We start from the raw sequence: 20,316 nt of genomic DNA, 5'->3' as shown, positions 1-20,316 counted from the left end.
CTGGCGGACGGCGGCCCGCGCAAGTGCGGATCGAATTGGGGGTTTTGATCCGCAGTTGCGTCGCCTAGGGTGTCCTGTATGACGCTTCTGCGGATCTCTGAGGCAGCCCGCTTCCTGGGCGTGAGTGACGACTCCGTTCGCCGATGGGTCGCCTCGGGCCGGCTCAGCGCCCACACGGACGGGACCGGCCGGGCCGCCGTCGACGGTGTCGAGGTGGCCCACTTGGTCAAGGACGGCAACAGCACCCTCAACGACTCCGATGACGACGGCGTCCCCTCCTCAGCACGGAACCGCTTCCACGGGCTGGTGACGGACGTGGTCATGGACACCGTCATGGCCCAGGTGGAGCTGCAGTGCGGCCCTTTCCGGGTGGTCTCCCTCATGAGCGCGGAGGCAGCCCGGGAACTCGGTCTCGAGCCCGGGATGCCCGCCGTGGCCGTCGTGAAGGCGACCACCGTCATCGTGGAAAAAATGGAACGCACGGAACGCACGGAACGCACAGGACGGGCGGACGGCTGATGCGGGGCCGTACCGGACACCATCTGGGTGTCGCCCTCGGTCTCATCGTGGGATCCGGTGTGGTCCTGGCCGGCTGCAGCGCGCCCTCAAGTGGCTCCGCGGAATCCGGCACCACCCTCACCGTCTTCGCGGCAGCGTCCCTGGGCGACTCCTTCGAGGAGCTGGCGGACGGCTTCGAGCAGGAGAACCCGGGAGTCGAGGTCGAGTACAACATCGCCGGCTCGTCCTCCCTCGCGGAGCAGATCCTGGCCGGCGCCCCCGCGGACGTCTTCGCCTCGGCCGACGAGCCGAACATGCACACGGTGGTGGCGGCCGGGGAGAACTCCGGGGAGCCGGAACCGTTCGCCACCAACGTCCTGACGCTCGTCACCCCCGCTGATATCCCCGCCGACACCCCGGCCAATACCCCCGGCATCACCTCCCTCGAGGACGCGACGGCCGAGGGCGTGAAGCTCGTGGTCTGCGCCCCCCAGGTCCCGTGTGGCCGCGCCGCCCTCGCCTTGGCAGAGGACGCCGGCGTGGAGCTCTCCCCGGTCAGCGAGGAGGCCAGCGTCACCGACGTGCTCGGCAAGGTCACCTCCGGCGAGGCCGACGCCGGCCTGGTCTACGTCACGGACGCCCTGGGAGCCGGTGAGTCAGTCAACGCCATCGAGCTCGAGAACGCCGACTCCGCCGTCAACACCTACCCCATCACCGTGCTGGCCGCTGCCGCGGAGAACGGCTCGGAGCACCCTGAACTGGCCCAGCGCTTCGTCGACTATGTGCTCTCCGAGGAGGGCCAGTCGGTGCTCGAGGCCGACGGGTTCGGCGCTCCGTGACGACGGCTCGTCCGAGGCGCGCGGCAGGGTTGACACGGGGCCGAGAGGCACGGAACCGAGAGGTGCGGGTCCGCCCGCCGGCCGGGCTGGCCGTCGTCGGGATCCTGGGCGGGGCTGTGCTCCTGGTGCCGTTCGTCGCCCTGGTGGCCGGCGTGGACCTCACCCGGCTGCCCGGACTGCTCAGCTCACCCTCCGCCCTGGACGCCCTCGGGCTCTCCCTGCGGACCGCGCTGACGGCCACCGCGATCTGCTTGGTGATCGGCACCCCGCTGGCCCTCGTGCTCACCCGGCTGGACTTCCCGGGCCGCAGCTTCGCCCGGTCCCTGGTGCTCCTGCCGCTGGTGGTCCCGCCCGTGGTCGGCGGGATCGCGCTGACCGAGGCGTTCGGGCGGCGCGGACTGATCGGCGAGCATCTGCAACTGCTCGGGATCGACATCGCGTTCACGTCAGCTGCCGTGGTCATGGCCCAGGTCTTCGTGTCCCTGCCGTTCCTGGTGGTGGCGCTCGAAGGCGCCCTGCTGACCCGCGGTGAGGCCCATGAGCGCACCGCGCTGTCCCTGGGGGCCTCCCCCCTGCGCACGTTCCTCACCGTGACGCTGCCGCTCCTGGTACCCGGGCTCGTCGCCGGACTGGTGCTGACCTTCGCCCGCGCCCTGGGCGAGTTCGGGGCGACGATCACCTTCGCCGGCTCCCTGCAGGGCACCACGCGCACCCTGCCGCTGCAGGTCTACCTCGAGCGCGAGACCGATCCGGAGGCGGCCGTCGCCCTCTCCCTCGTGCTCGTGGTGGTCGCCCTCGTGGTCATCACCGTGGCCTATGGGCGCCGGGATAGACGCCGGGACGACCGGCAGACGGGCGCACGGGCATGACGGGGTGGAGGGCGGGAGCCGGGACAGCCCTGGACTGCAGCGTGGTCGTCCCCGAACGCGGGGTGGACGTCACCTTCACCGTGGACGAGGGCCAGACCATGGCCCTGACCGGGCCCAACGGCTCCGGCAAGTCCACGGTGCTGTCCGCCCTCGCCGGCTGGCTGCGCCCGGAGACCGGGCACGCCCAGCTCGGGGACAGGACCCTTTTCGACGAGCACACCTGGATCCCGGCACGACGCCGGAATGTCGGCTACCTGACGCAGGACCCCCTGCTCTTCCCCCACCTCACGGCCGAGGCGAACGTCGCCTTCGGGCTGGCCCGCGCCGGCGTCGTGGGCCGGAGGAACCGACGGGACGTGGCCCGGGACTGGCTCGGGCGGGTGGGCGTGGGGCAGCTGGCCTCACGCCGGCCCGGGGAGATGTCCGGCGGCCAGGCGCAGCGCACGGCGATCGCCCGGGTGCTGGCCTCAGGGCCGGAGCTGGTGCTGCTGGACGAGCCGTTGTCCGCCCTGGACGCCCAGGTGGTCCCGCAGATCCGCGAGCTGCTGGCCGAGGTCCTGACCGGGCGGACCACGGTGCTCGTCACGCACCACGAGGCGGACGTGGTGGCGCTGGCGGATGCGGCTACAACAATCCCCGCTCCCCCGCCCAGCGCGTGAGCTCGTGGCGGTTGGAGAGCTGGAGCTTGCGCAGCACGTTGGACACATGGGTCTCGATGGTGCGCACGGAGATGAACAGGTCCTTCGCGGCCTCGCGGTAGGTGTAGCCACGGGCGATCAGCCGCATGACCTCGAGCTCACGGGCCGAGAGCAGGTCGAGCTCCTCGTCCCGCACGGCCACGTCCGCGGTGCCGAAGGCGTCCAGGACGAAGCCGGCCAGCCGGGGCGAGAACACGGCGTCGCCGCCGGCCACCCGCTGCACGGCCGCGGACACCTCGGCCCCGGAGATGGTCTTGGTGACGTAGCCGCGGGCGCCGGCGCGGATGACGGAGACCACGTCCTCGGCGGCGTCGGACACGGAGATCGCCAGGAACCTGACCTCCGGGGCCAGGTCTTGGCAGGACGCCGCGACCTCGGCCCCGCCGCCACCCTTGCCGCCGGGCAGGTGCACGTCCAGCAGCACCACCTCCGGCTCGAGTTCGTGGATGATCCGGATGGCCGAGTCGACGTCACCGGCCTCCCCCACCACCGCGATGTCCGCCGGATCCAGGTCGGCCTTCAGGCCGGTGCGGAAGATGGCGTGGTCGTCGACGATGACAACGCGTGTGGTCATGGTGCTGCCCCTTCTGTGGTCTCTTCTGTGGCACGGCCTGCTGCGTGCTCGGGCACCGGAAGGTGCAGGCGCACCTCCGTGCCGCCCGCGCCGGTGGAGATGGTGGCCGTGCCGCCGGCGCGCTCCATGCGGCCGATCACGGATTCGCGGATGCCGAGCCGATCCTGCGGGATGGCGTCCAGGTCGAAGCCGTCGCCCCGGTCCTTGACGAAGATCTCGACGGCGGCCGGGCCGGCTTCGGCGTAGACGCGCGCCGGCCCCGCGTGACGCACCGCGTTGAGCATGGCCTCTCGGGCGGCCTGCAGCAGCGGGTCGAGCCAGGGCCCGGCGGCCACGCCGACCGTGACGACCTCGATCGGCTGGCCGTGGTCGTCCTCGATGGCGGCCGCCAGGTCCTGCAGCCGGTCCGTCAGGCTGCCGTCGGGGCGGGTCGGGTCGGCGTAGAGGTACTGGCGCAGGTCCCGTTCCTGGGCACGGGCCAGCCGGGCGACCATGGCGGAGTGGTCCGCGTTCTTCTGGATCAGCGCCAAGGTCTGGAGTACGGAGTCGTGCAGGTGCGCGGCGATCTCCGCGCGTTCGGTCTGCACGGCGAGCGCGGACGACTTCGCAGCGGCGTCCCGCCACAGCTTGATCACCCACGGTGCGGCCACGAGCACGACGCCGGCCAGGATGACGATGGCGACCACGAGACCCAGCCACATGTCCTGGGCACCGACGAGCCCGGCGGCGAGCGCCAGGATGCCGGCCATGACCAGCAGCAGGCCGAGCACGAGGGAGGTGATGCGGTGGGTCCTCCCGGCCCGGTCCGTGGCATCGCCCCGGAGGGAGTCGAGCTGCAGCCAGGCCAGCGCCACCCCGAGGAGCACGACGGCGACCGGCCCGATCAGGCCCCAGTTCAGCCGGATTCCGGTCATCTGCAGACCGAGGGCCGCGGCCAGCACGAGGAGCACGATGCCGACGATGACCTGCCAGCCGCGGCCGGCAGAACTGCCGAGCCGGTCGCCCAGCCGGTCCCCGAGGGCCCACGTCCGGGTCTGCTCGGCGGCTCCACGCACGGGTTCGGCTGCCCCGACGACGGCCTCCTGCTCATCCGGGACGAAGATCCACAACCAGGCGTAGAACACCACGCCGACCCCGCTGAGCAGCGCCAGGGCCACGACCCCGAACCGCACCCAGGCCACGGGCAGACCGAGATAGCGGGCCAGGCCGGCGCAGACGCCGGCGATGGCCCGGTGCTCCCGGGGTCGGGTGAGGACAGTGGTCATGTCTCCATCCTGCCTCAGTCGGCGGCATCCGGGTGGTGCCACGGACGGAGATCCGGGGGTTCTCCGGGTCCGATCAGGGGCTCCCCGGATACCACCCGGGACGCGCAGACGGGACGATGGAGTCATGAACGAGAACCCCGCCCCCAGCAGCACCAGCGGTTTCTACACCTGGATCGACTCGCTGCACACCGTGCGCTCCCCCCACCGCTGGATGGGTGGCGTCGTCGCCGGCCTGGCCGACCGTATCGGCATGGACCGCACCCTGGGCCGCGCCCTGTTCGTGGTCCTGACCCTGCTCACCTCCGGACTGACCGTGCTGTTCTACGGCCTCGCCTGGATGTTCCTGCCCGAGCCGGACGGCCGCGTCCACTCCCGGGAGGCGGGCCAGGGACGGTGGACCGGCGGCATGACCGGAGCCCTCGTCTTCACCGTGCTCGGCATCGGCAACCTCTTCAACTGGCCTGGCTTCCTCGGCAGGAGTGACGGCTTCTGGAGCTTCGGCAGCGTGATCGGCCTGGGCATCATCGGCTTCTTCGTCTGGCTGGTCCTGTCCCAGAACGGCGAGCGCGGCCGCCCTCGGGAGCTTCCGTCCGGCACCGACCCGGCTGCCGGTTCGGAACCCTCCCACCTCGAAAATCAGCCCAGCGCCCAGCCCACCCAGCCACTCTACGTGGCTCCCACGGATACCGGTTGGTACTCGACCCCGGCTGAAACTTCCCCCCGTTCCTCGGAAGGACCCGAACCCATGAGCGCCACCGCCTCGTACCCCCACCAGCCCGACTACCGACGCACCGACCCTGCTCACCCGGCTTCGACAGTGCCGCCGACTCCCCCGGTCGACCGCACCCCGCCGTCGCTCTCCGGCGCGACCCAGCTGGTCGTCGTCGGGCTGGCGGTGCTGGCCGGCGCCGCGGTCTCACTGCTGCGCTATCTCGACGTCTTCACGGCGTCCTGGCCCATCATCTGGGCCGCCAGCCTGGCCACGGTGCTGGCCGTCATGGCGATCGGCATCATCGCAGGGGCCATCGCCGGCCGTGGCGGTGGCGGACTGACCGTCACCACCGCGATCCTCGCGATCCCCGTGGTGGGTGCGACCGCCGGCTCCTACGTCCAGGACGGCCCGTGGGGCACCACCTGGACGGACACCGGCAACTGGGACGGCGGCGTGGTCACCGGCAACGTCACCGAGGGATACGAGCTGAGCTTTGGCGAGGGCACCATCGACCTGCGGCAGCTCACCGGAACCAGTGCCGCCGAGGCCACCCCGGTGGACGTGAACCTGAGCTTCTCCACGGCCGACCTCGTGGTCCCGAACAACGTGGACGTCTTCCTGGAGGCAGACAGTTCCTTCGGCAGCGTCAACTCCCCCTCCGTCGGGACCGACGACGCCGGCCGCCTTCAGGTGGTGGACGCCCCCGGGGACGAGCAGATCGTGGTGGAGGCGGACGTTTCCTTCTCCACCCTGAACGTGCGCGCCGAGGCCCCGACCACCACCAGCACCACCCAGAACTGACGTCGATTAATTAGGACTGCCCAGGAGTGAATGACATGAGCACCCATCCCCACGACTTCTCCTACGACCCCACCCACGACGAGGACCAGGCCCTCGAGGACGAGATCACGCGCGGCACCATCCACGACCGGGACTACGCCGCCCACCGCACGGACAGCGATAGCCAGCCGGCCGACGTCGGGCCGGAGAAATCCGCCCTCCGCACCGGAACCCTGGTGTGGGGTGTGATTGCCCTGCTGCTGGCCCTGTGGTCACTGTCCGTGACCGTGCTTGACTGGAACCTCGACCCGGTTCTGGTGATGATCGGCCTGGCCGTGGTCGGCGGCGTGGCCCTGGTCGCCGGTGGCATCGCCGGCGCGGCCCGCAGCAAGTCCTCCTAGTCCACCCAAACCACAAACCAAAACGCATCGAGGAGCACCATGGACACCTTCTACCGTTCCCTGAGGAGCATCCCCTTCCGCCGCGGCCCGAAGCGGTGGGTCGGCGGCATTGCCGGCGGACTCTCGGCAAAATTCGGCTGGGACCCCACGCTGGTCAGAATCGTTATTCTGCTCAGTTTCATCCTGCCGTTCATCGGCGTTGCCACATACCTGGTGGCATGGGTGCTGCTGCCGTGGCAGGACAACACGATTCCGTTGGAGCGTGTGTTCCCCGGAACGCAACGCCCGCTCTAGCCCGCCCTCATCCCCTTCAGAAAGGCACCACATGCGCGTCGGTCTCCTCACCAGCGGCGGGGACTGCCCCGGTCTCAACGCCGTCATCCGCTCCGCGGTCCTGCACGGGATCAAGTCCTACGACTACGAACTGGTCGGCATCCGGGACGGCTGGCGCGGGCTGATCGAGGGCGACGTCGAGGACCTTCCGCGCCAGAAGGTCCGGGGGCTGGCCCGGACGGGCGGCACCATCCTCGGCACGTCCCGCACCCACCCGTACGACCACCCGGGCGGTGGGCCGGAGAACATCACGGCGCGGATGGCAGAGCTGGGCCTGGACGCGGTGGTCGCCATCGGCGGCGAGGGCACGCTGGCCGGCGCGAAGCGGCTGTCCGACGACGGCGTGCCCCTGGTCGGCGTGCCGAAGACCATCGACAACGACCTCAAGGCCACGGACTACACCTTCGGTTTCGACACCGCGGTCTCCATCGCCACCGATGCCATGGACCGGTTGCGCACCACGGGCGAGTCCCACCACCGCTGCATGGTCGCGGAGGTCATGGGCCGCCATGTCGGCTGGATCGCCCTGCACTCGGGCATGTCCGCCGGCGCGCACGCGATCCTCATCCCGGAACAGCGCACCTCCATGGAGCAGGTGTGCGAGTGGGTGAAGCAGGTGCACGACCGTGGACGGTCACCGCTCGTGGTGGTGGCCGAGGGCTTCATCCCCGAGGGCCACGACGATCCCCTGTCCGAAGCCGGCGCGGACGCTTCGGGGCGCGCTCGGCTGGGCGGGATCGGCGAGTGGGTCACGCAGCAGATCGAGGAGATGTCCGGCATCGAGACCCGCAGCACCGTCCTCGGGCACATCCAGCGCGGCGGGGCACCCACCGGCTTCGACCGCGTCCTGGCCACCCGCTTCGGCATGGGCGCGATCGACCTGGTGGCGCAGGGCCGATTCGGCCAGATGGTCGCCCTCAACGGGACCGAGATCGTCCAGGTGTCCCTGGGCGCCGCCCTGGACGGCCTCAAGGAGGTCCCCCAGCACCGCTACGACGAGGCCAAGGTGCTGTTCGGCCGGTAGCCGGCGAGCCGGCGTCGTGCCCGGGGTAGCGTGGAGGGCATGCCCGTCAACGCCCACACCCGCCAGATCATCGAGTTGGCCTGGTCCCGAATCCTGGGGCTGGACGACGGTGCCTTCACTGCTGCCTCATCCTCTTCACCCTCTGGCGGGCGCCGGATCGAGGTGCCGACGGATGCCGACTCGCAGCCGGGCGAGGACGACCAGATCGCCACGTTCGTCCGGCTGTACGGGTCCTCCGTGCTGTACGGGCCGGCCTGGCTGTTGGAGGCCGCCCGCGGCCTGCACGACGAGGAGCTCGCCCTCGAGTCCACCATGATCCGGCTGGGTGCCGGTCATTCCGCCCGCTCCCTCGGCGAGTGGGTGCTCTACTACGCCGAGGACATCCCGGACATCGCCCGCTCCTCCTCCGTCTCGGTGTCCTACGAGGCCTCCGACGCCCGGGAACTCGAGGCCCAGTGCCCCGCGGACGACGTCACCGAGGTGGGCCTGTCCGGCCTGGACTCCACCTTCACCCTCATTCCCGACGACGGCACGGGCACCCCGACCGGCCAGCCGGTCGCGGGCGCGGGGTACGAGGAATGGCAGGGCCTGATAGGCCATCTCGGGGTGTTGGTCCGGCCCGATGTCCGCCTCAAGGGCCTCGGTGCCTACGCGGGGGCGATCGCCATGGAGGAGGCCTTCACCGAGGGGCTCATCCCCCAGTGGCGGGCCGCCCTGGGCAACACCGGCGCGCAGCGGGTGGCGGCGTCGCTGGGATTTGAACTCGCCGGCTCGCAGACGACGGTGCTGTTCAACCAGTAGGGGCTCGCGGGACCGTCGGTGCTGGTCACTCAGTCGGTGCTGGTCGCTCAGCCGGGTCCCGCCCTACCCTGTTGACATGTCCCTGAGATGGTATTCGACAGTGGTGGAATCAACGGATCACCGGGCCCTGGCGCGGTGGTGGGCGACGACGCTCGACTGGGAGATCGCCTATGAATCCAATCTCGAGTCCGTGGTGATCCCCCGCTGGTCGGCCGAACTCTCGGACTCGTTGCCGTTCCACCGCGTTCCGCCCGGCATGGTCTTCGTCCCGGTGGAGCAGCAGAAGTCCGGCAAGAACCGCCTGCACTGGGATTTCGCGCCCCATACCTCGGACGACCGGGACGCGGAAATCCACCGTCTGGAGGCGCTGGGGGCCACCCTCATCGACGTCGGCGAACCGGAGGACGCCACCTGGACTGTCCTCGCCGATCCGGATGGCAATGAATTCTGCGTGCTGTCCGCTCGCGACGAGTAGCCGACCGGCAAGACCAGACACTCCACTGGCGCAACCACGCCCACCATCCGGCGGGACCAGGTCCTCCACAGCGAGCGGAAAGCAGGGAAGCAGGGAAGCAGGGAAGCAACTTATCCCCAGTCGGGACCGCGCCTCTTTACCGTGTCCGCCATCAACCATAGAGTAGTACACATGTTCGAATCGGCGGAACGCGCACCAATCCCAGGAGACACCTCCGGGCGCGCCGATGCCAGCCAAACAGCCGAGATGTTGACGGTAGTCACAATCGAGGACGCCCGGTCGCTCATCGCCCTTCGCGCGTCCCTCGCTGGCATGATTCCCGCCGCCACGATATCCGCCAACCTCGAGGTCGGCCCTGGGTCCTGCGATCAGGATTCCACCACCGCCAACCCTGCCGACCCTGATGCAGCGCACACTCCCCAGCGTCGCTTCGGGCCGAGCGACGAGGACCTGGCTGCCGTAGCACGCGAGGCCGAGGCCATCACCCGGATCCGCGCCTTGGAGGATCTCAAGGCCGCCTGTGCTGCGGCCCAAGCCCGCGAGACGGCAGCCCTCCACCAGCATCGGCACCGCGATGAGGCGGCTCGCGGCATACCGGCGTCCCAGCGAGGGCGCGGACTGGGAGCTGAGGTCGCGCTGGCTCGCCGCGTGAGCCAACAGCGCGGCAGCATCCAACTGCGCCAGGCCCTCCACTTCACCGGGGATCTGACGAACACCCTCTCCGCCTTGCAATGCGGCCAGATCAGCGAGGAACATGCCGCTACGGTGGAACGGCACACCCATTGGCTTCCCGAGCAGGCCCGCCGGAGCGTCGATTCCACGCTGGCAGACCGACTCCCCGTGCTGGGAATCCACGATCTCAAGCTGGAGACCCAAGCGCTGGCACATCGCGCAGATCCCGAGACGGCAGCGGAGCAATACGACCAAGCCGTGGCCACCCGGCATGTGAACCTCAAGCCCGCTGAAAACGGTATGGCCTACCTGACGGCTCTCCTGCCCGCCCTGGAAGCCGCTGCCTGCTATCAGGCCCTGACCGACCAGGCAGGGTCGGCGGTGGCCTTCGGAGAAGCAGAGGGGCGCAGCCCCCAGCAGGTCCTCACTGACGTCATGGTCGAACGCCTCACCGGCCGCAGCACGGACGAGGCCTCACCGGTGGAAGTCCAGCTCATCATGACGGACGCCGCCCTGTTCGCCGGTGACAACGAACCTGCGTGGATCCCCGGTCACGGGCCCCTCCCGGCCGCCGTCGCCCGGAAACTACTCGCCGGCAGCATCCCTCAAGGCGGGCCTTCGGACGGTGCTTCAGGCGGGGCTTCGGACGGGACTGCGGGCAGGACTTCGAATGAAGCGTCAGACGGGTCGACCCATAGCACCCGCGACGTCGATCTCGCCGATCGACCATCCGCCACCGGACCATCCGCGCACCCCGAGGCCGCCGAGATCGCCGAGACCGCGGAGATCGCCGAGGCCAGGGTGTTCCTGCGCCGGCTCTACACGTCACCCGAGACCGGACAGCTGGTGGCAATGGACTCGCAGCGCCGCGAGTTCTCCGGAAAGCTACGTCGCATGATCGTTCTGCGGGACAATATCTGCCGCACGCCGTACTGCGGGGCGCCCATCCGCCATATCGACCATGCCATGCCTCATCGCCAGGGCGGCCCCACCAGTTACAGCAATGGTTCCGGCCTCTGCGCTCGCTGCAACTACACCAAGGAACACCCTGGATGGTCTCATCGAGCATCCCCGGACGAACTCGAGATCACGACCCCAACGGGGCACCGCTATTCCAGTCGGTCCCGGCCACTCTCCGCACCACCCAACGCATCCGTACCTGATTCGTCCGCAACGCCGCATGCAGTCGCACCACCCAGTGCGTCCGCACCTGCCATCACCGCTGCCCGCTCCCCGGAGCCCAACCCTGTCATTCCTGTCATTGGCGGTGAAGGAGGCGCCGGCGCTGACGATGGAGTTGCCGGACGTCGGCGCGGAACAAGGGACCCGGCCTGCGCCACGGCATCCCCCGTGACGGTGAGGCTGCCTGCATCCACGCCGCTCCTCACAGGGGGCTGGCGCAGGGATCACGAAGGCCTCAGAGCCGCTGACTGCCTCAGAACCAAAGAGCACATCAGAAACGTTGACCATATGAGGCCACGGATCCGGCCCGGAACACGGGTGGAATACGCGAGGGCTGCTTAGGCGGACCGGCCAGGCCGAGGCCGGCTGGGGTTGGACCGACTGAGATGGGGGCCGGCCGGGGCAGGTCCGACTGAGGAAGGATCGACTAGGCCGAGGCCAGCTGGACCGACTGAGTTAGGGCCGGCTCAGCGGGCACCCTTGCGCAGGAACCCGGACTGACGCCCGACGACCTGGCCGGCCTGCGGAGAGACCACGGTCTCCTGGGTGGCCGCGGTGAAGGACCATCCGTCCTCGGCGTTGCCGTCACGGAGCAGGAGCTCGGCCGTGGGGTCGGTGTTGCGTTTGAGGATGGCCAAGGCAATCGGGCCCATCTCGTGGTGCTGGGCCACCGAGGTGACCGTGCCGACCGAACGGGCCGTGGCAGCCTCCGCCTCGGATTCGGGACGCACAATGACGTCAGATCCAGGGGCAGGCAAGGTGTGGCCGGAGCCGTCGAGTTGCAGGAAGGTCAGCCGACGAGGAGGGCGTCCCAGGTTGTGCACGCGGGCAATCGTCTCCTGGCCCTTGTAGCACCCCTTCTCCAGGTGCACGGCGGTGCGGACCAGATCGATCTCATGCGGGATCGTGCGCTCATCGGTGTCCATCCCGTGCCGCGGCCGCAGGGCGGCGATGCGCAACGCCTCGGAGGCCATCGTCCCGGCGAGGGTCCACCCCTCGGGCAGGGCGGAGCCCTCTCGCGGCGTTGTACGACTCGATGGTTCAGCCAACTCCTCCAGCAACGGCACCGGCACCAGGTACTCGTTCCAGGACCAGTCCGCGGCGGGGTGCTGGGCAGGATCCGGATCATCGGTGTAGGGGAAGCCGCCCTCGCCGATGCGCGGCCACGGGTCCTCCCACCGGGTGATGTCTTCCCGCTCATCCCACCCGGGAACCGCGGCGGTGGATCCCACCACGGCGATCTCGCCGGTGCGGTCCGCGATCTCCACGCGGGAGGCGAACTTCATCTTCTGCAGCCAGTCGGCCAGGCCGGCATTCTCCCCGGGCTCGACGGTGAGCCAAGTGGTCTCGCCGTCGTCCACCAGGTGGCAGTCGAATTCGATGCGGCCCTGGACGTCCAGGAAGAGGGTCTCGGTGGACACACCCGGCGCCAGTCGGTCGAGCTTCTGACTGGTCAGCACGTGCAACCAGGTCAGGCGGTCCGGCCCGGAGACGGTCACGACACCGCGGTGGGAGAGATCGACGACGGCGGTGCCGGCTTCTAGGGCCCGCTGCTCAGCAGTGGGCTGGCCGTAATGGGCGGCCACGGGGGCGTCGGGGCCGTTGCCGGCCACTGCTCCAGGAACAGACAACATGCGGGGCCTCAGTCTCAGTCAGGTACGGGGCGTGCCGGGGGCCAGGCGCCCCTGGGTGGGATCGGGCATCCGGTCCAGGATGGCCGAGGCGTGCGGTTCTTCACCGGCACCGGCGTGGTGGGTGGCGTCCCACCGCCAGAACAACTGCCCGTTGACCAGGCCCATGATCCGGGAGCCACCCTCGTAGGGGCCGGCCGCCGAACCGCGCAGCACGGAATCGGTCTTCAGCTGCAGTTGCGGGCCCTTGATGACACCGTAGTAGAGCTCGGTCAGGGAACCAGGATGGGAGATCTGCGCGGTGATGGGGAAGGACCCGTCCTCACGGCGGAAGGCCTCCACATCATCAGCGGACCGGAGGACCGGAACCACGTCCCCGGGGCTCATGCCGGGCCCGACGTCGCCATCGCGGCGGTCACGGTCCAGCGACCAGAAGCCGTTCTCGACGGTCAGCGGCCGGAGTAGGGTGCCGTCGGCCTCACACAGCCAGGATTCGGCGCGGTACTCGATGAACGGCAGACGATGGTCGGTGAAGTCGACCCGCTGGTAGAAGATCTCGGTCCCGTCCTCGCCGGAACCGAGGCGGCCCTGCCCCTCCCACGCGCCGATGAGCCAGGACAGCGGAGCGAGCTCCGGGGTCAGGTCAAAAGGCAGTTCAGTGGGCACGAAGGCTCAGCGCTGGCCCTTGTACAGGCCGGAGACCACGAGCACGGCGAATGCGGCCATGGCCAGCCCGGCGATGACGAGAAGAACAGTGAAGAAGACCTCGAGTGCAAGAAGGGACATGCCCCGATCCTACTCCAGACGGGCGGGCGCCGCGTGCGGGATTACTCGAGCCGCGTGCCGTCCGCGTCCCGGCCTGCCACATGGCGTCCGTGCTGAACCTGCTCGAGCCAGAAGGTGACGAACTCGTTGGAGGGGTAGGTGTCCAGATCCCTCTGGATCGCCTGCAGGATCTGGTCCCCGTCCTGCTGGTCCACGGCGTCGATCCGCAGGACCTCCTCCTCGTCGCTGCGCCGACGCACCACCACGGAGACTCCGACGACGTCCGCACCGGAGCCCCCCAGGACTTGGGTCAGCACGCCGCCGACGAAGCGGAAGACCCGCTCGAAGGCGTCGTCACCGCCCTCTTCCAACGCCACCGTGTAGTTCGCGGCGGCCATTTCCTCAGACATGGTTTCTCCTCCCGCCGGTCAGACCGGCATGATCCTGAACACAAAATAGGTCAGCAGTCCCACGACCGCCACGGGTGCCACGCCCAGGGCCACCGCGGCACGGTTCCCCAGCGGCCTGCCCATCCCGCGGTCCGGGGCGGTGCGTCCGGTCAGGACGAGCACCAGCCCGCCCAGCAATCCGGCCACCACGGCAGCGGGCAGCGGCAGCACGCCCCAGGAAGCCGGCCACAGCGGCTCCAGAACCAGGGGAACGACGCCGGCCAGCACCAGCGAGAGTCCAGCGGCCAGACCGCGGCCGCCCCGGCTCGGGAACGGCACCAGCCCCGCCAGGGCCGCGAGCGCCACTGAGAGACCGACGGAGAGGGCAAGCGGGCCGGCGTCGTACCGGGCGAGGGCGACCCACCCGGCGCCGGCACAGATGACGACCACACCGGTGATGGTGCCGGCTGTGGACTCCAGCCGCTGGGGGCTGCCGGAGCCGCGGAAGAGCTGGACCATGAAGGCAGCCACCACGCCCAGCGCCACGCAGACGGCAATGGGTTCGATCAACGACGCCCCGAAGGCGGTGGGTCCCTCTCCGGGACCCTGACCGGGCCACAGCGACACGGCTCCGACGGCCGCCAGCCCGGACACGCCGAGAACAGCCGTGAGTGACTTCCGGGCCGGTGCCCCTAGCATCTGGGGCCATCCCAGCGCGGCCGCGATGACCAGGACCGCGGCGATTCCGACCGAGAACCACGGTCCGCCGAGGGAGGCGGCTCCCACGAGCACGGCGGTGATCGCGGCCGCGGTGGCCAACAGTGGATGCTTCACGCGTCCATCCTGCCATTGTCCAGGTCCGTATAATCGTCCTGACCCGGAGAGGAGTCCACCTTGGCCTTGTTGCTGTTGCTCTCCGGAGCGTCCGCCGAACCCGAATCGATTCTCGAGTCTCTCGCCTTCCTCGACCACCGCACCGTGGCCGGCCCACCGCGGGCCGAGGCGCTGCTGCGCCACCCCGAGGCCGACGTCGTCCTGGTGGACGCGCGCCGCGACCTGACCGGCGCCCGCAACCTGTGCCGGGCCCTCTCGACCGCCTCTCCTGGGCTGCCCCTGCTCCCGGTGCTGACCGAAGGCGGCCTGGCAGGCTTCTCCCCCGCGTGGGGGGCCCGCGACTTCCTGCTGGACACGGCGGGCCCGGCCGAGGTGACGGCCCGGCTGCGATTGGCCACCCTCCCCGCCCCCGGGGACGACCAGGGCGCGGACCAGCCGATCCGCGCCTCCGGGATCTTTGTGGATGCCACCACCTACACGGCCCAGGTCAACGGCGTGCCGATGAACCTCACCTTCAAGGAGTTCGAGCTGCTCAAGCACCTCGTGCAGCACCCGGGCCGGGTCTTTACACGTGAACAACTCCTCCACGAGGTGTGGGGCTACGACTACTACGGCGGCACGCGCACGGTGGATGTCCATGTGCGCCGACTGCGCGCCAAGCTGGGCCCGGACCAGGAGCAGTTGATCGGCACCGTGCGGAACGTGGGATACCGCTTCGTTCCGCGCGACAGCTCGGGAGAATAACCCGCACAACGACTAGGGTTGGCCCATGGACCACCCGCACGAATCCCCGTCCTTGTCCACCAGTGCCGGCCGCCTGGATTCCGGGCTGTTGCGCGACCTGACCGCCCTGGCCGAGGCGGCCGAGTCCGCCGACGGCAATCCCCCGTTCTCCGACCAGACCTGGGTCGAGCTGCGCACCACGGACGATTTGGACCAGGTCCGGACCGTCACCGCGTGGCTGGACCACCAGGATGGCCGCGACGGTGAACTGGCGGGCGCCGCCGTGGCCATCTCCGCGGGGCCGGACGCCGGACCCGGAACCCTCGAACTGGTGGTGCACCCCAGCTGCCGCTCCCAGGGCGTGGCGACCGCCCTGGCCCGGGAGCTGGATGCCGGCTTGACCGAGAAGTACAACGCCTGGGCGCATGGCAACCATGCCGCGGCGGCCCGGCTGGCCGAGCAGTTCGGCTACACGCCGGTCCGCGAGCTGCTGCGGTTGCGCCTCACCCACCAGGTGGCCCAGGACGACGTGGAGAACGGTTCCCACCGCACCAGCGTGTGGGACGGCACCGCCCCCGAGGGCATCACCCTGCGGTCCTTCGTGCCCGGCGCGGACGATGCCGCGTTCCTGGAGACGAACGCCGCAGCCTTCGCCCACCACCCCGAGCAGGGCTCGCTGGACCAGACCGACTTGGACGCCCGGAAGTCCGAGCCATGGTTCGATCCGTCCGGGTTCATCCTGGCCGAGGACGCCGATGGGACGCTGCTGGGCTTCCACTGGACGAAGATCCACCCCGGCGCCGACGGGCATCCGCCGCTCGGCGAGGTCTATGTGGTCGGCGTCAGTCCCCAGGCGCAGGGCCGCGGCCTGGGCCGGGTGCTGACGGTGGCGGGCATCCGCTACCTGCAACAGCAGGGCGTGGAGGCGGTGATGCTCTATGTGGACGCGGACAACACCGCGGCCGTGGAGCTCTACCGCAAGCTCGGTTTCGTCCGCTGGGACACCGATGTGATGTACACCCCGCGCGGGTAGTCCATCTCGAGGCCACCGGGCGTTCAGCGCCGGATACGATGGGCCGCCACGCCCCTTTTTCGGAAAGTGGATCCCGCATGCCCCAGACTGCAGCCCGCTCGACCGCCGACTTCCACGACGTTGCACCCACCGCCCCGGTCCTCGCTGCAGGAGTGGTGCCCTGGCGCACCTCGGGGCAGGGGCTCGAAGTCCTGTTGATCCACCGCCCCCAGTACGACGACTGGTCCTGGCCCAAGGGCAAGCTGGACGACGGCGAGACCCTGCCGGAATGCGCGGTGCGGGAGGTCCGCGAGGAGATCGGGCTGGTGGTCGACCTGGGGCTGCCGCTGCCGACGACCCGCTACACCATCGGCGCCGCCAAGACGCCCAAGGAGGTCTGGTACTGGGCCGCCGAGGCCTCCCGGACCACCCCGGTCCCGGACGGCCGGGAGGTGGACCGCACCGAGTGGATGAGCGTCAAGAAGGCCCGCGCCGCCCTGACCAATGCCACGGACCGCGAGCCGCTGGAGGCCCTGTTCGCAGCCCACCGCAACAAGACCCTGCGCACCGCCCCGTTCATCATCCTGCGCCACGCGAAGGCGAAGCCGCGCTCCTCCTGGTCGCGCGCGGAGGACCAACGGCCCCTCGCGGCCACGGGACAGCGACAGGCGATGTCCGTGCGTCGCCTGCTGGGAGCCTGGAACCCGGACAAGGTCATCACCTCGCCCTACCTGCGCTGCGTGGAGACGGTGACCCCGTACGTGAAGGACACCAAGCGCGGGTTCAAGGAGATGGCTGCCTTCACCGAGAAGACGGCGAAGAACAAGCCCAAGAGGTCGCGCAAGGAGATGGCGACCCGGCTCGGCAAGCAGCGCTCGACCCTGCTGTGCACCCATCGACCGGTGTTGCCGGAGATCCTCGAGGTGCTCAAGGACGGGGTGCTGGCGGACGGGGTGCCGGATTCCCAGGACGCCGTGCTGGCCGCCCTGCCCCGCAAGGATCCCTACCTGAAGCCCGGTGCGGTCATCGTGGCCCACCAGGCCCTGGATGCCGGCGGGAAGATCGTGTCGATCGAGGTCTACGACGTCTGGGACGACTGAAGTAGCCTCATCGCATGAGCACCCAGGGCAGCAGTACCGAGACCCCCAAGATCGTCCATGACGACCTGCGCGTGGAGCGCGACCCGGACCGCGGCCGGATCGAACTGTGGCAGAAGGAGCAGTTCATCGGCTTCCTCGGCTACACGGAGCAGACCGTGGGCGAGGAGACCGTGGTGATCCTGCAGCACACCATCATCGATGAGGCCTTCGGGCGCCGCGGCTACGCCCGCGCGCTGGTGACGATCGTGCTGGAGCGACTCAAGGCCGAGGGCTTCCTGATCGTGCCGGAATGCTCCTACGTGCAGGACTACCTGCGGCGCTACCCCGAGTACGAGCCGTTGGTCTTCAAGGGCGGATTCGAGGGCAACCAGTAGTTCACACCCCTTTCGAATGTGTCAATGGATTGATACATTGACACATAGTCGAAGGGGGAGCACATGGGCAACGCCATGGGATGGGTCGGGTCCACCGGTATAGGACTGGCCGTGGGACTGGGCCTGCTCTACGTCGTCCTGCGCGGCACGGCGTGGAGCCCCGGCCGCGGCGACCCCGTGCGGGCCGTGCGCACCCACGCGATGATCGCGGCGCTCATCGCCCTCTTCGCCTCCGGCACCTCCAGGCTGTCCACCCTGGCCACCCCGGAGCAGGCGGAGGTCTTCAGCAACGGGCTCAGCAACGGCGCGTTCCCGGTCGCCACCGAGACCGACGGGGAGACCGTCCGGAGCATCATCAGCGCTCCGCTGCCTCCCCTGCCGTGGTACGAGTCGCTCGGGATCGCCCTCGGCCCGGTGATGGCCTTCGTCCTGGTGTACGCCGTGGCGCAGTACACGTGGCCCCGGCAGACCGGCGCCGTGCGCATGGCCCGTCTGAGCGACCGCCGCGCCACCGACCTCCTCCCCCGCTACCTGACCGGCGCCACCGCCGTCATCATGCTGGCCTCCGCCGGGTTGGTGGCGCTGGCCTGGCAGACCCCGGCGGTGGAGGCGCGAGAGATCACGGAGACGTGGAGTGAGACGTGGAGCGACGAGTACGGCGGCTCGGAGAGCAGCTGGTTCGAGCCGGGATCCCGCGGCGGTGAGGACATCGCCCCCTGGCTGCTGCTGGCCCTGGTCCTGGCCGCCGTCGGCTTCGTGATCGTGCTGCGGATCATCGCCCGGCGCCCCACGCTGACGGGCCTGCATCCCCTCGACGACGACCTCGTGCGGCGCATCGCCGTCAACCGCGCCCTGCGCACCGTGGCGGTCATGATGCTGGGCATCGGCGCCGCGGGGTTCAACGCCTGGGCGAATGCTGACGCATCCCTGGCCCGCCAGGCTGAGGATCGCTACTCCACCCCCTTCATGCCCTGGCTCGGTCTGGGCTCGATTCTCGTGATGCTGGTCCTGCTCTTCTGGCGGTCACCATTCGTCTCCGAGCTCGGCTCCCACACGGTGCAGCACCCGGAAGCGTACGACGCCGGCCCGTCGCCTCGGCCCGCTCGCGCACCGTCCCCTCCGGGTACCGCCCGCGCCGTGCTGCGCCTGCGCCTGGACGGGGCCACCCTGGCCTGGATGGTAGCGGCACCGATCGCGGCGCTGGTCGCGTTCTTCCAGTGGGCCATTCCCCACACCGGCTCGTCCATGGACGGGTCTGCCGGTCCAGCCTGGGGGTCCGCGTGGGACACGTGGTCGATGCTGCTGTGGTCCGCCGTGCCGTGCGCGGCAGCCCTGGTCATCCTGGGCTTCACCGAATTCGGCGTCCGCCGGGGGCACAGCCCGTCTCGGGAGCCGGCCACCACCGGCAGGCCGTCCCGCTGGCCGGTCTACGCCCTCGGCGTGTCCGTGCTCCTGGCGGCGGTGTGGTGCGTGCTCTGCCTGACCACGACGTGGCAGCAGACCGAACTGGCCATCGCCCTGGCCATGACGACCGCCGTCTTCACGCTGACCGCCGTAGCCCTGGCCCGGATGGCCCTGCACCGCCCGCCCCTCGGCCATGCCACGCCCGAGCAGGATGCCGCAATCCGTGCCGGCGGGGCCAACCGACTGCTGGCCGTCGGCGCCGCGGGCGTTTTGTCCGTCACCGGTGCCGCCCTCCTCGCGGGCGTCCAAGTCTGGCACGGCTTTATCAGCACCAGCATCGTCAACCTCGCCGTCCATGACCTGCCGGGCGGCCTGCTCCTGATCCGCACCCTCATCGTCTTCGCCCTGTTCGGGCTCATCACGGCCTGCGTGATGGCCCCGGCCCCCGACGTGCCCGGGGTCCGGCTCCGGCCCCGCCAGGCCGAGCGGGAGGCCGAGCGGGAAGTGACCTCCGAGATCCCCCGCACATGAGCGCTGAGATCGTCCTCGACCTGTCCTCACCGGTGCCGCCGTTCGAGCAGTTGCGGGCGCGCATCGCCGCCCTGGTCGATGACGGATCCCTCACCCCCGGCTCCCGACTCCCCTCGGTCCGGGCGCTGGCCGCGGACTTGGGGATCGCCGTCGGGACCGTGGCCCGGGCCTACCGGGAATTGGAGGCGGCCGGGTACGTGGTGTCCCGGCGCCGGCACGGCACCACCGTGGCAGAGTCGCCCCCGGGGCAGGACGTCAGGGAGGCGCGGACACAGCGGGACTGGCCGGCCGACGTCGTGCAGGCTGCCGAGGACCTCGCGCGCCGGGCGAGGGCGGCGGGACTCAGCCCAGAGCAGACCGTGGAGCTGGTCCAGGACGCGCACCGTAGACTGGGGCAGTGAGCATCTCCACCCCGTATGAGGACCTGCTG

At 70.0% G+C, this 20,316-nt stretch carries 23 protein-coding genes; 17 read left to right on the top strand and 6 right to left on the bottom strand.

What is annotated here, in order from left to right:
• Nucleotides 1–78: 78 nt before the first annotated feature.
• The 4 genes from IEX49_RS10005 (at nucleotide 79) to IEX49_RS09990 (ending at nucleotide 2,865) form a co-directional block, all read left to right on the top strand.
• Complete coding sequence (locus IEX49_RS10005) at nucleotides 79–519, top strand: TOBE domain-containing protein (RefSeq protein WP_188806021.1); 441 nt, start codon at nucleotides 79–81, stop codon at nucleotides 517–519.
• Nucleotides 519–1,337: a molybdate ABC transporter substrate-binding protein gene (gene modA, locus IEX49_RS10000; RefSeq protein ID WP_188806020.1), complete on the top strand. Its 819-nt coding sequence runs from the start codon at nucleotides 519–521 to the stop codon at nucleotides 1,335–1,337. The genes IEX49_RS10005 and modA overlap by 1 nt, the downstream gene beginning before the upstream one ends.
• Nucleotides 1,338–1,399: 62 nt before the next feature.
• Nucleotides 1,400–2,206 carry an ABC transporter permease gene (locus IEX49_RS09995; RefSeq protein ID WP_188806019.1) on the top strand — a complete coding sequence of 269 codons (807 nt, stop codon included), beginning with the start codon at nucleotides 1,400–1,402 and terminating at the stop codon, nucleotides 2,204–2,206.
• 41 nt (nucleotides 2,207–2,247) lie between these two features.
• A complete protein-coding gene (locus IEX49_RS09990) occupies nucleotides 2,248–2,865 on the top strand; it encodes a sulfate/molybdate ABC transporter ATP-binding protein (protein ID WP_188806018.1) in 618 nt (205 codons plus the stop codon).
• Here IEX49_RS09990 and IEX49_RS09985 read toward each other — a convergent pair.
• Nucleotides 2,831–3,478, bottom strand: coding sequence for a response regulator (locus IEX49_RS09985; protein WP_115931925.1), 648 nt, complete (start codon nucleotides 3,476–3,478; stop codon nucleotides 2,831–2,833). The genes IEX49_RS09990 and IEX49_RS09985 overlap by 35 nt on opposite strands.
• The gene (locus IEX49_RS09980; protein WP_188806017.1) at nucleotides 3,475–4,743 is read right to left on the bottom strand and encodes an ATP-binding protein; all 1,269 of its coding nucleotides are present in this window, start codon (nucleotides 4,741–4,743) and stop codon (nucleotides 3,475–3,477) included. The genes IEX49_RS09985 and IEX49_RS09980 overlap by 4 nt, the downstream gene beginning before the upstream one ends.
• A 124-nt stretch (nucleotides 4,744–4,867) precedes the next feature.
• Here IEX49_RS09980 and IEX49_RS09975 point away from each other — a divergent pair, with 124 nt between their 5' ends.
• From IEX49_RS09975 to IEX49_RS16830, 7 genes are all read left to right on the top strand, one after another.
• Complete coding sequence (locus tag IEX49_RS09975; RefSeq protein WP_188806016.1) at nucleotides 4,868–6,256, top strand: PspC domain-containing protein; 1,389 nt, start codon at nucleotides 4,868–4,870, stop codon at nucleotides 6,254–6,256.
• A 35-nt stretch (nucleotides 6,257–6,291) separates the two neighbouring features.
• Nucleotides 6,292–6,636, top strand: a complete 345-nt coding sequence (locus IEX49_RS09970) for a hypothetical protein (protein WP_188806156.1) — start codon at nucleotides 6,292–6,294, stop codon at nucleotides 6,634–6,636.
• A gap of 39 nt (nucleotides 6,637–6,675) precedes the next feature.
• Nucleotides 6,676–6,930 carry a PspC domain-containing protein gene (locus IEX49_RS09965; RefSeq protein WP_188806015.1) on the top strand — a complete coding sequence of 85 codons (255 nt, stop codon included), beginning with the start codon at nucleotides 6,676–6,678 and terminating at the stop codon, nucleotides 6,928–6,930.
• Nucleotides 6,931–6,961: 31 nt separating this feature from the next.
• Nucleotides 6,962–7,993 carry a 6-phosphofructokinase gene (locus tag IEX49_RS09960; RefSeq protein ID WP_188806014.1) on the top strand — a complete coding sequence of 344 codons (1,032 nt, stop codon included), beginning with the start codon at nucleotides 6,962–6,964 and terminating at the stop codon, nucleotides 7,991–7,993.
• Between the two features lie 39 nt (nucleotides 7,994–8,032).
• Nucleotides 8,033–8,794, top strand: a complete 762-nt coding sequence (locus IEX49_RS09955) for a GNAT family N-acetyltransferase (RefSeq protein WP_188806013.1) — start codon at nucleotides 8,033–8,035, stop codon at nucleotides 8,792–8,794.
• A 76-nt stretch (nucleotides 8,795–8,870) separates the two neighbouring features.
• Nucleotides 8,871–9,269, top strand: a complete 399-nt coding sequence (locus IEX49_RS09950; protein WP_188806012.1) for a VOC family protein — start codon at nucleotides 8,871–8,873, stop codon at nucleotides 9,267–9,269.
• A gap of 171 nt (nucleotides 9,270–9,440) precedes the next feature.
• Nucleotides 9,441–11,465 carry an HNH endonuclease gene (locus tag IEX49_RS16830; RefSeq protein ID WP_229672516.1) on the top strand — a complete coding sequence of 675 codons (2,025 nt, stop codon included), beginning with the start codon at nucleotides 9,441–9,443 and terminating at the stop codon, nucleotides 11,463–11,465.
• A 125-nt stretch (nucleotides 11,466–11,590) separates the two neighbouring features.
• On the opposite strand, the gene ygfZ is transcribed toward IEX49_RS16830, so the two are convergent.
• From ygfZ to IEX49_RS09925, 4 genes are all read right to left on the bottom strand, one after another.
• Nucleotides 11,591–12,757 (bottom strand): CAF17-like 4Fe-4S cluster assembly/insertion protein YgfZ, encoded by a 1,167-nt coding sequence (gene ygfZ / locus IEX49_RS09940; RefSeq protein ID WP_188806011.1) that lies wholly within the window; start codon nucleotides 12,755–12,757, stop codon nucleotides 11,591–11,593.
• Between the two features lie 18 nt (nucleotides 12,758–12,775).
• A complete protein-coding gene (locus IEX49_RS09935; RefSeq protein WP_188806010.1) occupies nucleotides 12,776–13,420 on the bottom strand; it encodes a nitrobindin family protein in 645 nt (214 codons plus the stop codon).
• A gap of 161 nt (nucleotides 13,421–13,581) precedes the next feature.
• Nucleotides 13,582–13,929, bottom strand: a complete 348-nt coding sequence (locus tag IEX49_RS09930; RefSeq protein ID WP_188806009.1) for a hypothetical protein — start codon at nucleotides 13,927–13,929, stop codon at nucleotides 13,582–13,584.
• 18 nt (nucleotides 13,930–13,947) lie between these two features.
• Nucleotides 13,948–14,742, bottom strand: coding sequence for a hypothetical protein (locus tag IEX49_RS09925; protein WP_188806008.1), 795 nt, complete (start codon nucleotides 14,740–14,742; stop codon nucleotides 13,948–13,950).
• 60 nt (nucleotides 14,743–14,802) lie between these two features.
• On the opposite strand from IEX49_RS09925, the gene IEX49_RS09920 reads away from it, so the two are divergent.
• The 6 genes from IEX49_RS09920 to IEX49_RS09895 all read left to right on the top strand — a co-directional run bounded on the left by IEX49_RS09920 (nucleotide 14,803) and on the right by IEX49_RS09895 (nucleotide 20,287).
• Nucleotides 14,803–15,486, top strand: a complete 684-nt coding sequence (locus tag IEX49_RS09920; protein WP_188806007.1) for a winged helix-turn-helix transcriptional regulator — start codon at nucleotides 14,803–14,805, stop codon at nucleotides 15,484–15,486.
• A gap of 25 nt (nucleotides 15,487–15,511) precedes the next feature.
• The gene (mshD, locus tag IEX49_RS09915) at nucleotides 15,512–16,498 is read left to right on the top strand and encodes a mycothiol synthase (protein WP_188806006.1); all 987 of its coding nucleotides are present in this window, start codon (nucleotides 15,512–15,514) and stop codon (nucleotides 16,496–16,498) included.
• Between the two features lie 77 nt (nucleotides 16,499–16,575).
• Entirely contained in the window at nucleotides 16,576–17,577 is a 1,002-nt protein-coding gene (locus IEX49_RS09910; protein ID WP_188806005.1) for an NUDIX hydrolase, read from the top strand.
• 14 nt (nucleotides 17,578–17,591) lie between these two features.
• Nucleotides 17,592–17,951 (top strand): GNAT family N-acetyltransferase, encoded by a 360-nt coding sequence (locus IEX49_RS09905; RefSeq protein WP_188806004.1) that lies wholly within the window; start codon nucleotides 17,592–17,594, stop codon nucleotides 17,949–17,951.
• A gap of 63 nt (nucleotides 17,952–18,014) precedes the next feature.
• Nucleotides 18,015–19,886: a hypothetical protein gene (locus IEX49_RS09900; protein ID WP_188806003.1), complete on the top strand. Its 1,872-nt coding sequence runs from the start codon at nucleotides 18,015–18,017 to the stop codon at nucleotides 19,884–19,886.
• Nucleotides 19,883–20,287 (top strand): GntR family transcriptional regulator, encoded by a 405-nt coding sequence (locus tag IEX49_RS09895; RefSeq protein ID WP_188806002.1) that lies wholly within the window; start codon nucleotides 19,883–19,885, stop codon nucleotides 20,285–20,287. The genes IEX49_RS09900 and IEX49_RS09895 overlap by 4 nt, the downstream gene beginning before the upstream one ends.
• The last annotated feature ends 29 nt before the right edge of the window (nucleotides 20,288–20,316 follow it).

The organism is Citricoccus zhacaiensis, assembly GCF_014645315.1.
GTDB lineage: Bacteria > Actinomycetota > Actinomycetes > Actinomycetales > Micrococcaceae > Citricoccus > Citricoccus zhacaiensis.
This window is presented reverse-complemented; position numbering and strand designations above follow the sequence as displayed.

What these genes read in the sequence shown, in the direction of transcription:
- IEX49_RS10005 (WP_188806021.1), top strand. Translation starts at nt 79, where the DNA reads ATGACGCTTCTGCGGATCTCTGAGGCAGCCCGCTTCCTGGGCGTGAGT.
- modA (WP_188806020.1), top strand. Translation starts at nt 519, where the DNA reads ATGCGGGGCCGTACCGGACACCATCTGGGTGTCGCCCTCGGTCTCATC.
- IEX49_RS09985 (WP_115931925.1), bottom strand. Translation starts at nt 3,478, where the DNA reads ATGACCACACGCGTTGTCATCGTCGACGACCACGCCATCTTCCGCACC.
- IEX49_RS09980 (WP_188806017.1), bottom strand. Translation starts at nt 4,743, where the DNA reads ATGACCACTGTCCTCACCCGACCCCGGGAGCACCGGGCCATCGCCGGC.
- IEX49_RS09975 (WP_188806016.1), top strand. Translation starts at nt 4,868, where the DNA reads ATGAACGAGAACCCCGCCCCCAGCAGCACCAGCGGTTTCTACACCTGG.
- IEX49_RS09970 (WP_188806156.1), top strand. Translation starts at nt 6,292, where the DNA reads ATGAGCACCCATCCCCACGACTTCTCCTACGACCCCACCCACGACGAG.
- IEX49_RS09965 (WP_188806015.1), top strand. Translation starts at nt 6,676, where the DNA reads ATGGACACCTTCTACCGTTCCCTGAGGAGCATCCCCTTCCGCCGCGGC.
- IEX49_RS09960 (WP_188806014.1), top strand. Translation starts at nt 6,962, where the DNA reads ATGCGCGTCGGTCTCCTCACCAGCGGCGGGGACTGCCCCGGTCTCAAC.
- IEX49_RS09955 (WP_188806013.1), top strand. Translation starts at nt 8,033, where the DNA reads ATGCCCGTCAACGCCCACACCCGCCAGATCATCGAGTTGGCCTGGTCC.
- IEX49_RS09950 (WP_188806012.1), top strand. Translation starts at nt 8,871, where the DNA reads ATGTCCCTGAGATGGTATTCGACAGTGGTGGAATCAACGGATCACCGG.
- IEX49_RS16830 (WP_229672516.1), top strand. Translation starts at nt 9,441, where the DNA reads ATGTTCGAATCGGCGGAACGCGCACCAATCCCAGGAGACACCTCCGGG.
- ygfZ (WP_188806011.1), bottom strand. Translation starts at nt 12,757, where the DNA reads ATGTTGTCTGTTCCTGGAGCAGTGGCCGGCAACGGCCCCGACGCCCCC.
- IEX49_RS09930 (WP_188806009.1), bottom strand. Translation starts at nt 13,929, where the DNA reads ATGTCTGAGGAAATGGCCGCCGCGAACTACACGGTGGCGTTGGAAGAG.
- mshD (WP_188806006.1), top strand. Translation starts at nt 15,512, where the DNA reads ATGGACCACCCGCACGAATCCCCGTCCTTGTCCACCAGTGCCGGCCGC.
- IEX49_RS09910 (WP_188806005.1), top strand. Translation starts at nt 16,576, where the DNA reads ATGCCCCAGACTGCAGCCCGCTCGACCGCCGACTTCCACGACGTTGCA.
- IEX49_RS09905 (WP_188806004.1), top strand. Translation starts at nt 17,592, where the DNA reads ATGAGCACCCAGGGCAGCAGTACCGAGACCCCCAAGATCGTCCATGAC.
- IEX49_RS09900 (WP_188806003.1), top strand. Translation starts at nt 18,015, where the DNA reads ATGGGCAACGCCATGGGATGGGTCGGGTCCACCGGTATAGGACTGGCC.
- IEX49_RS09895 (WP_188806002.1), top strand. Translation starts at nt 19,883, where the DNA reads ATGAGCGCTGAGATCGTCCTCGACCTGTCCTCACCGGTGCCGCCGTTC.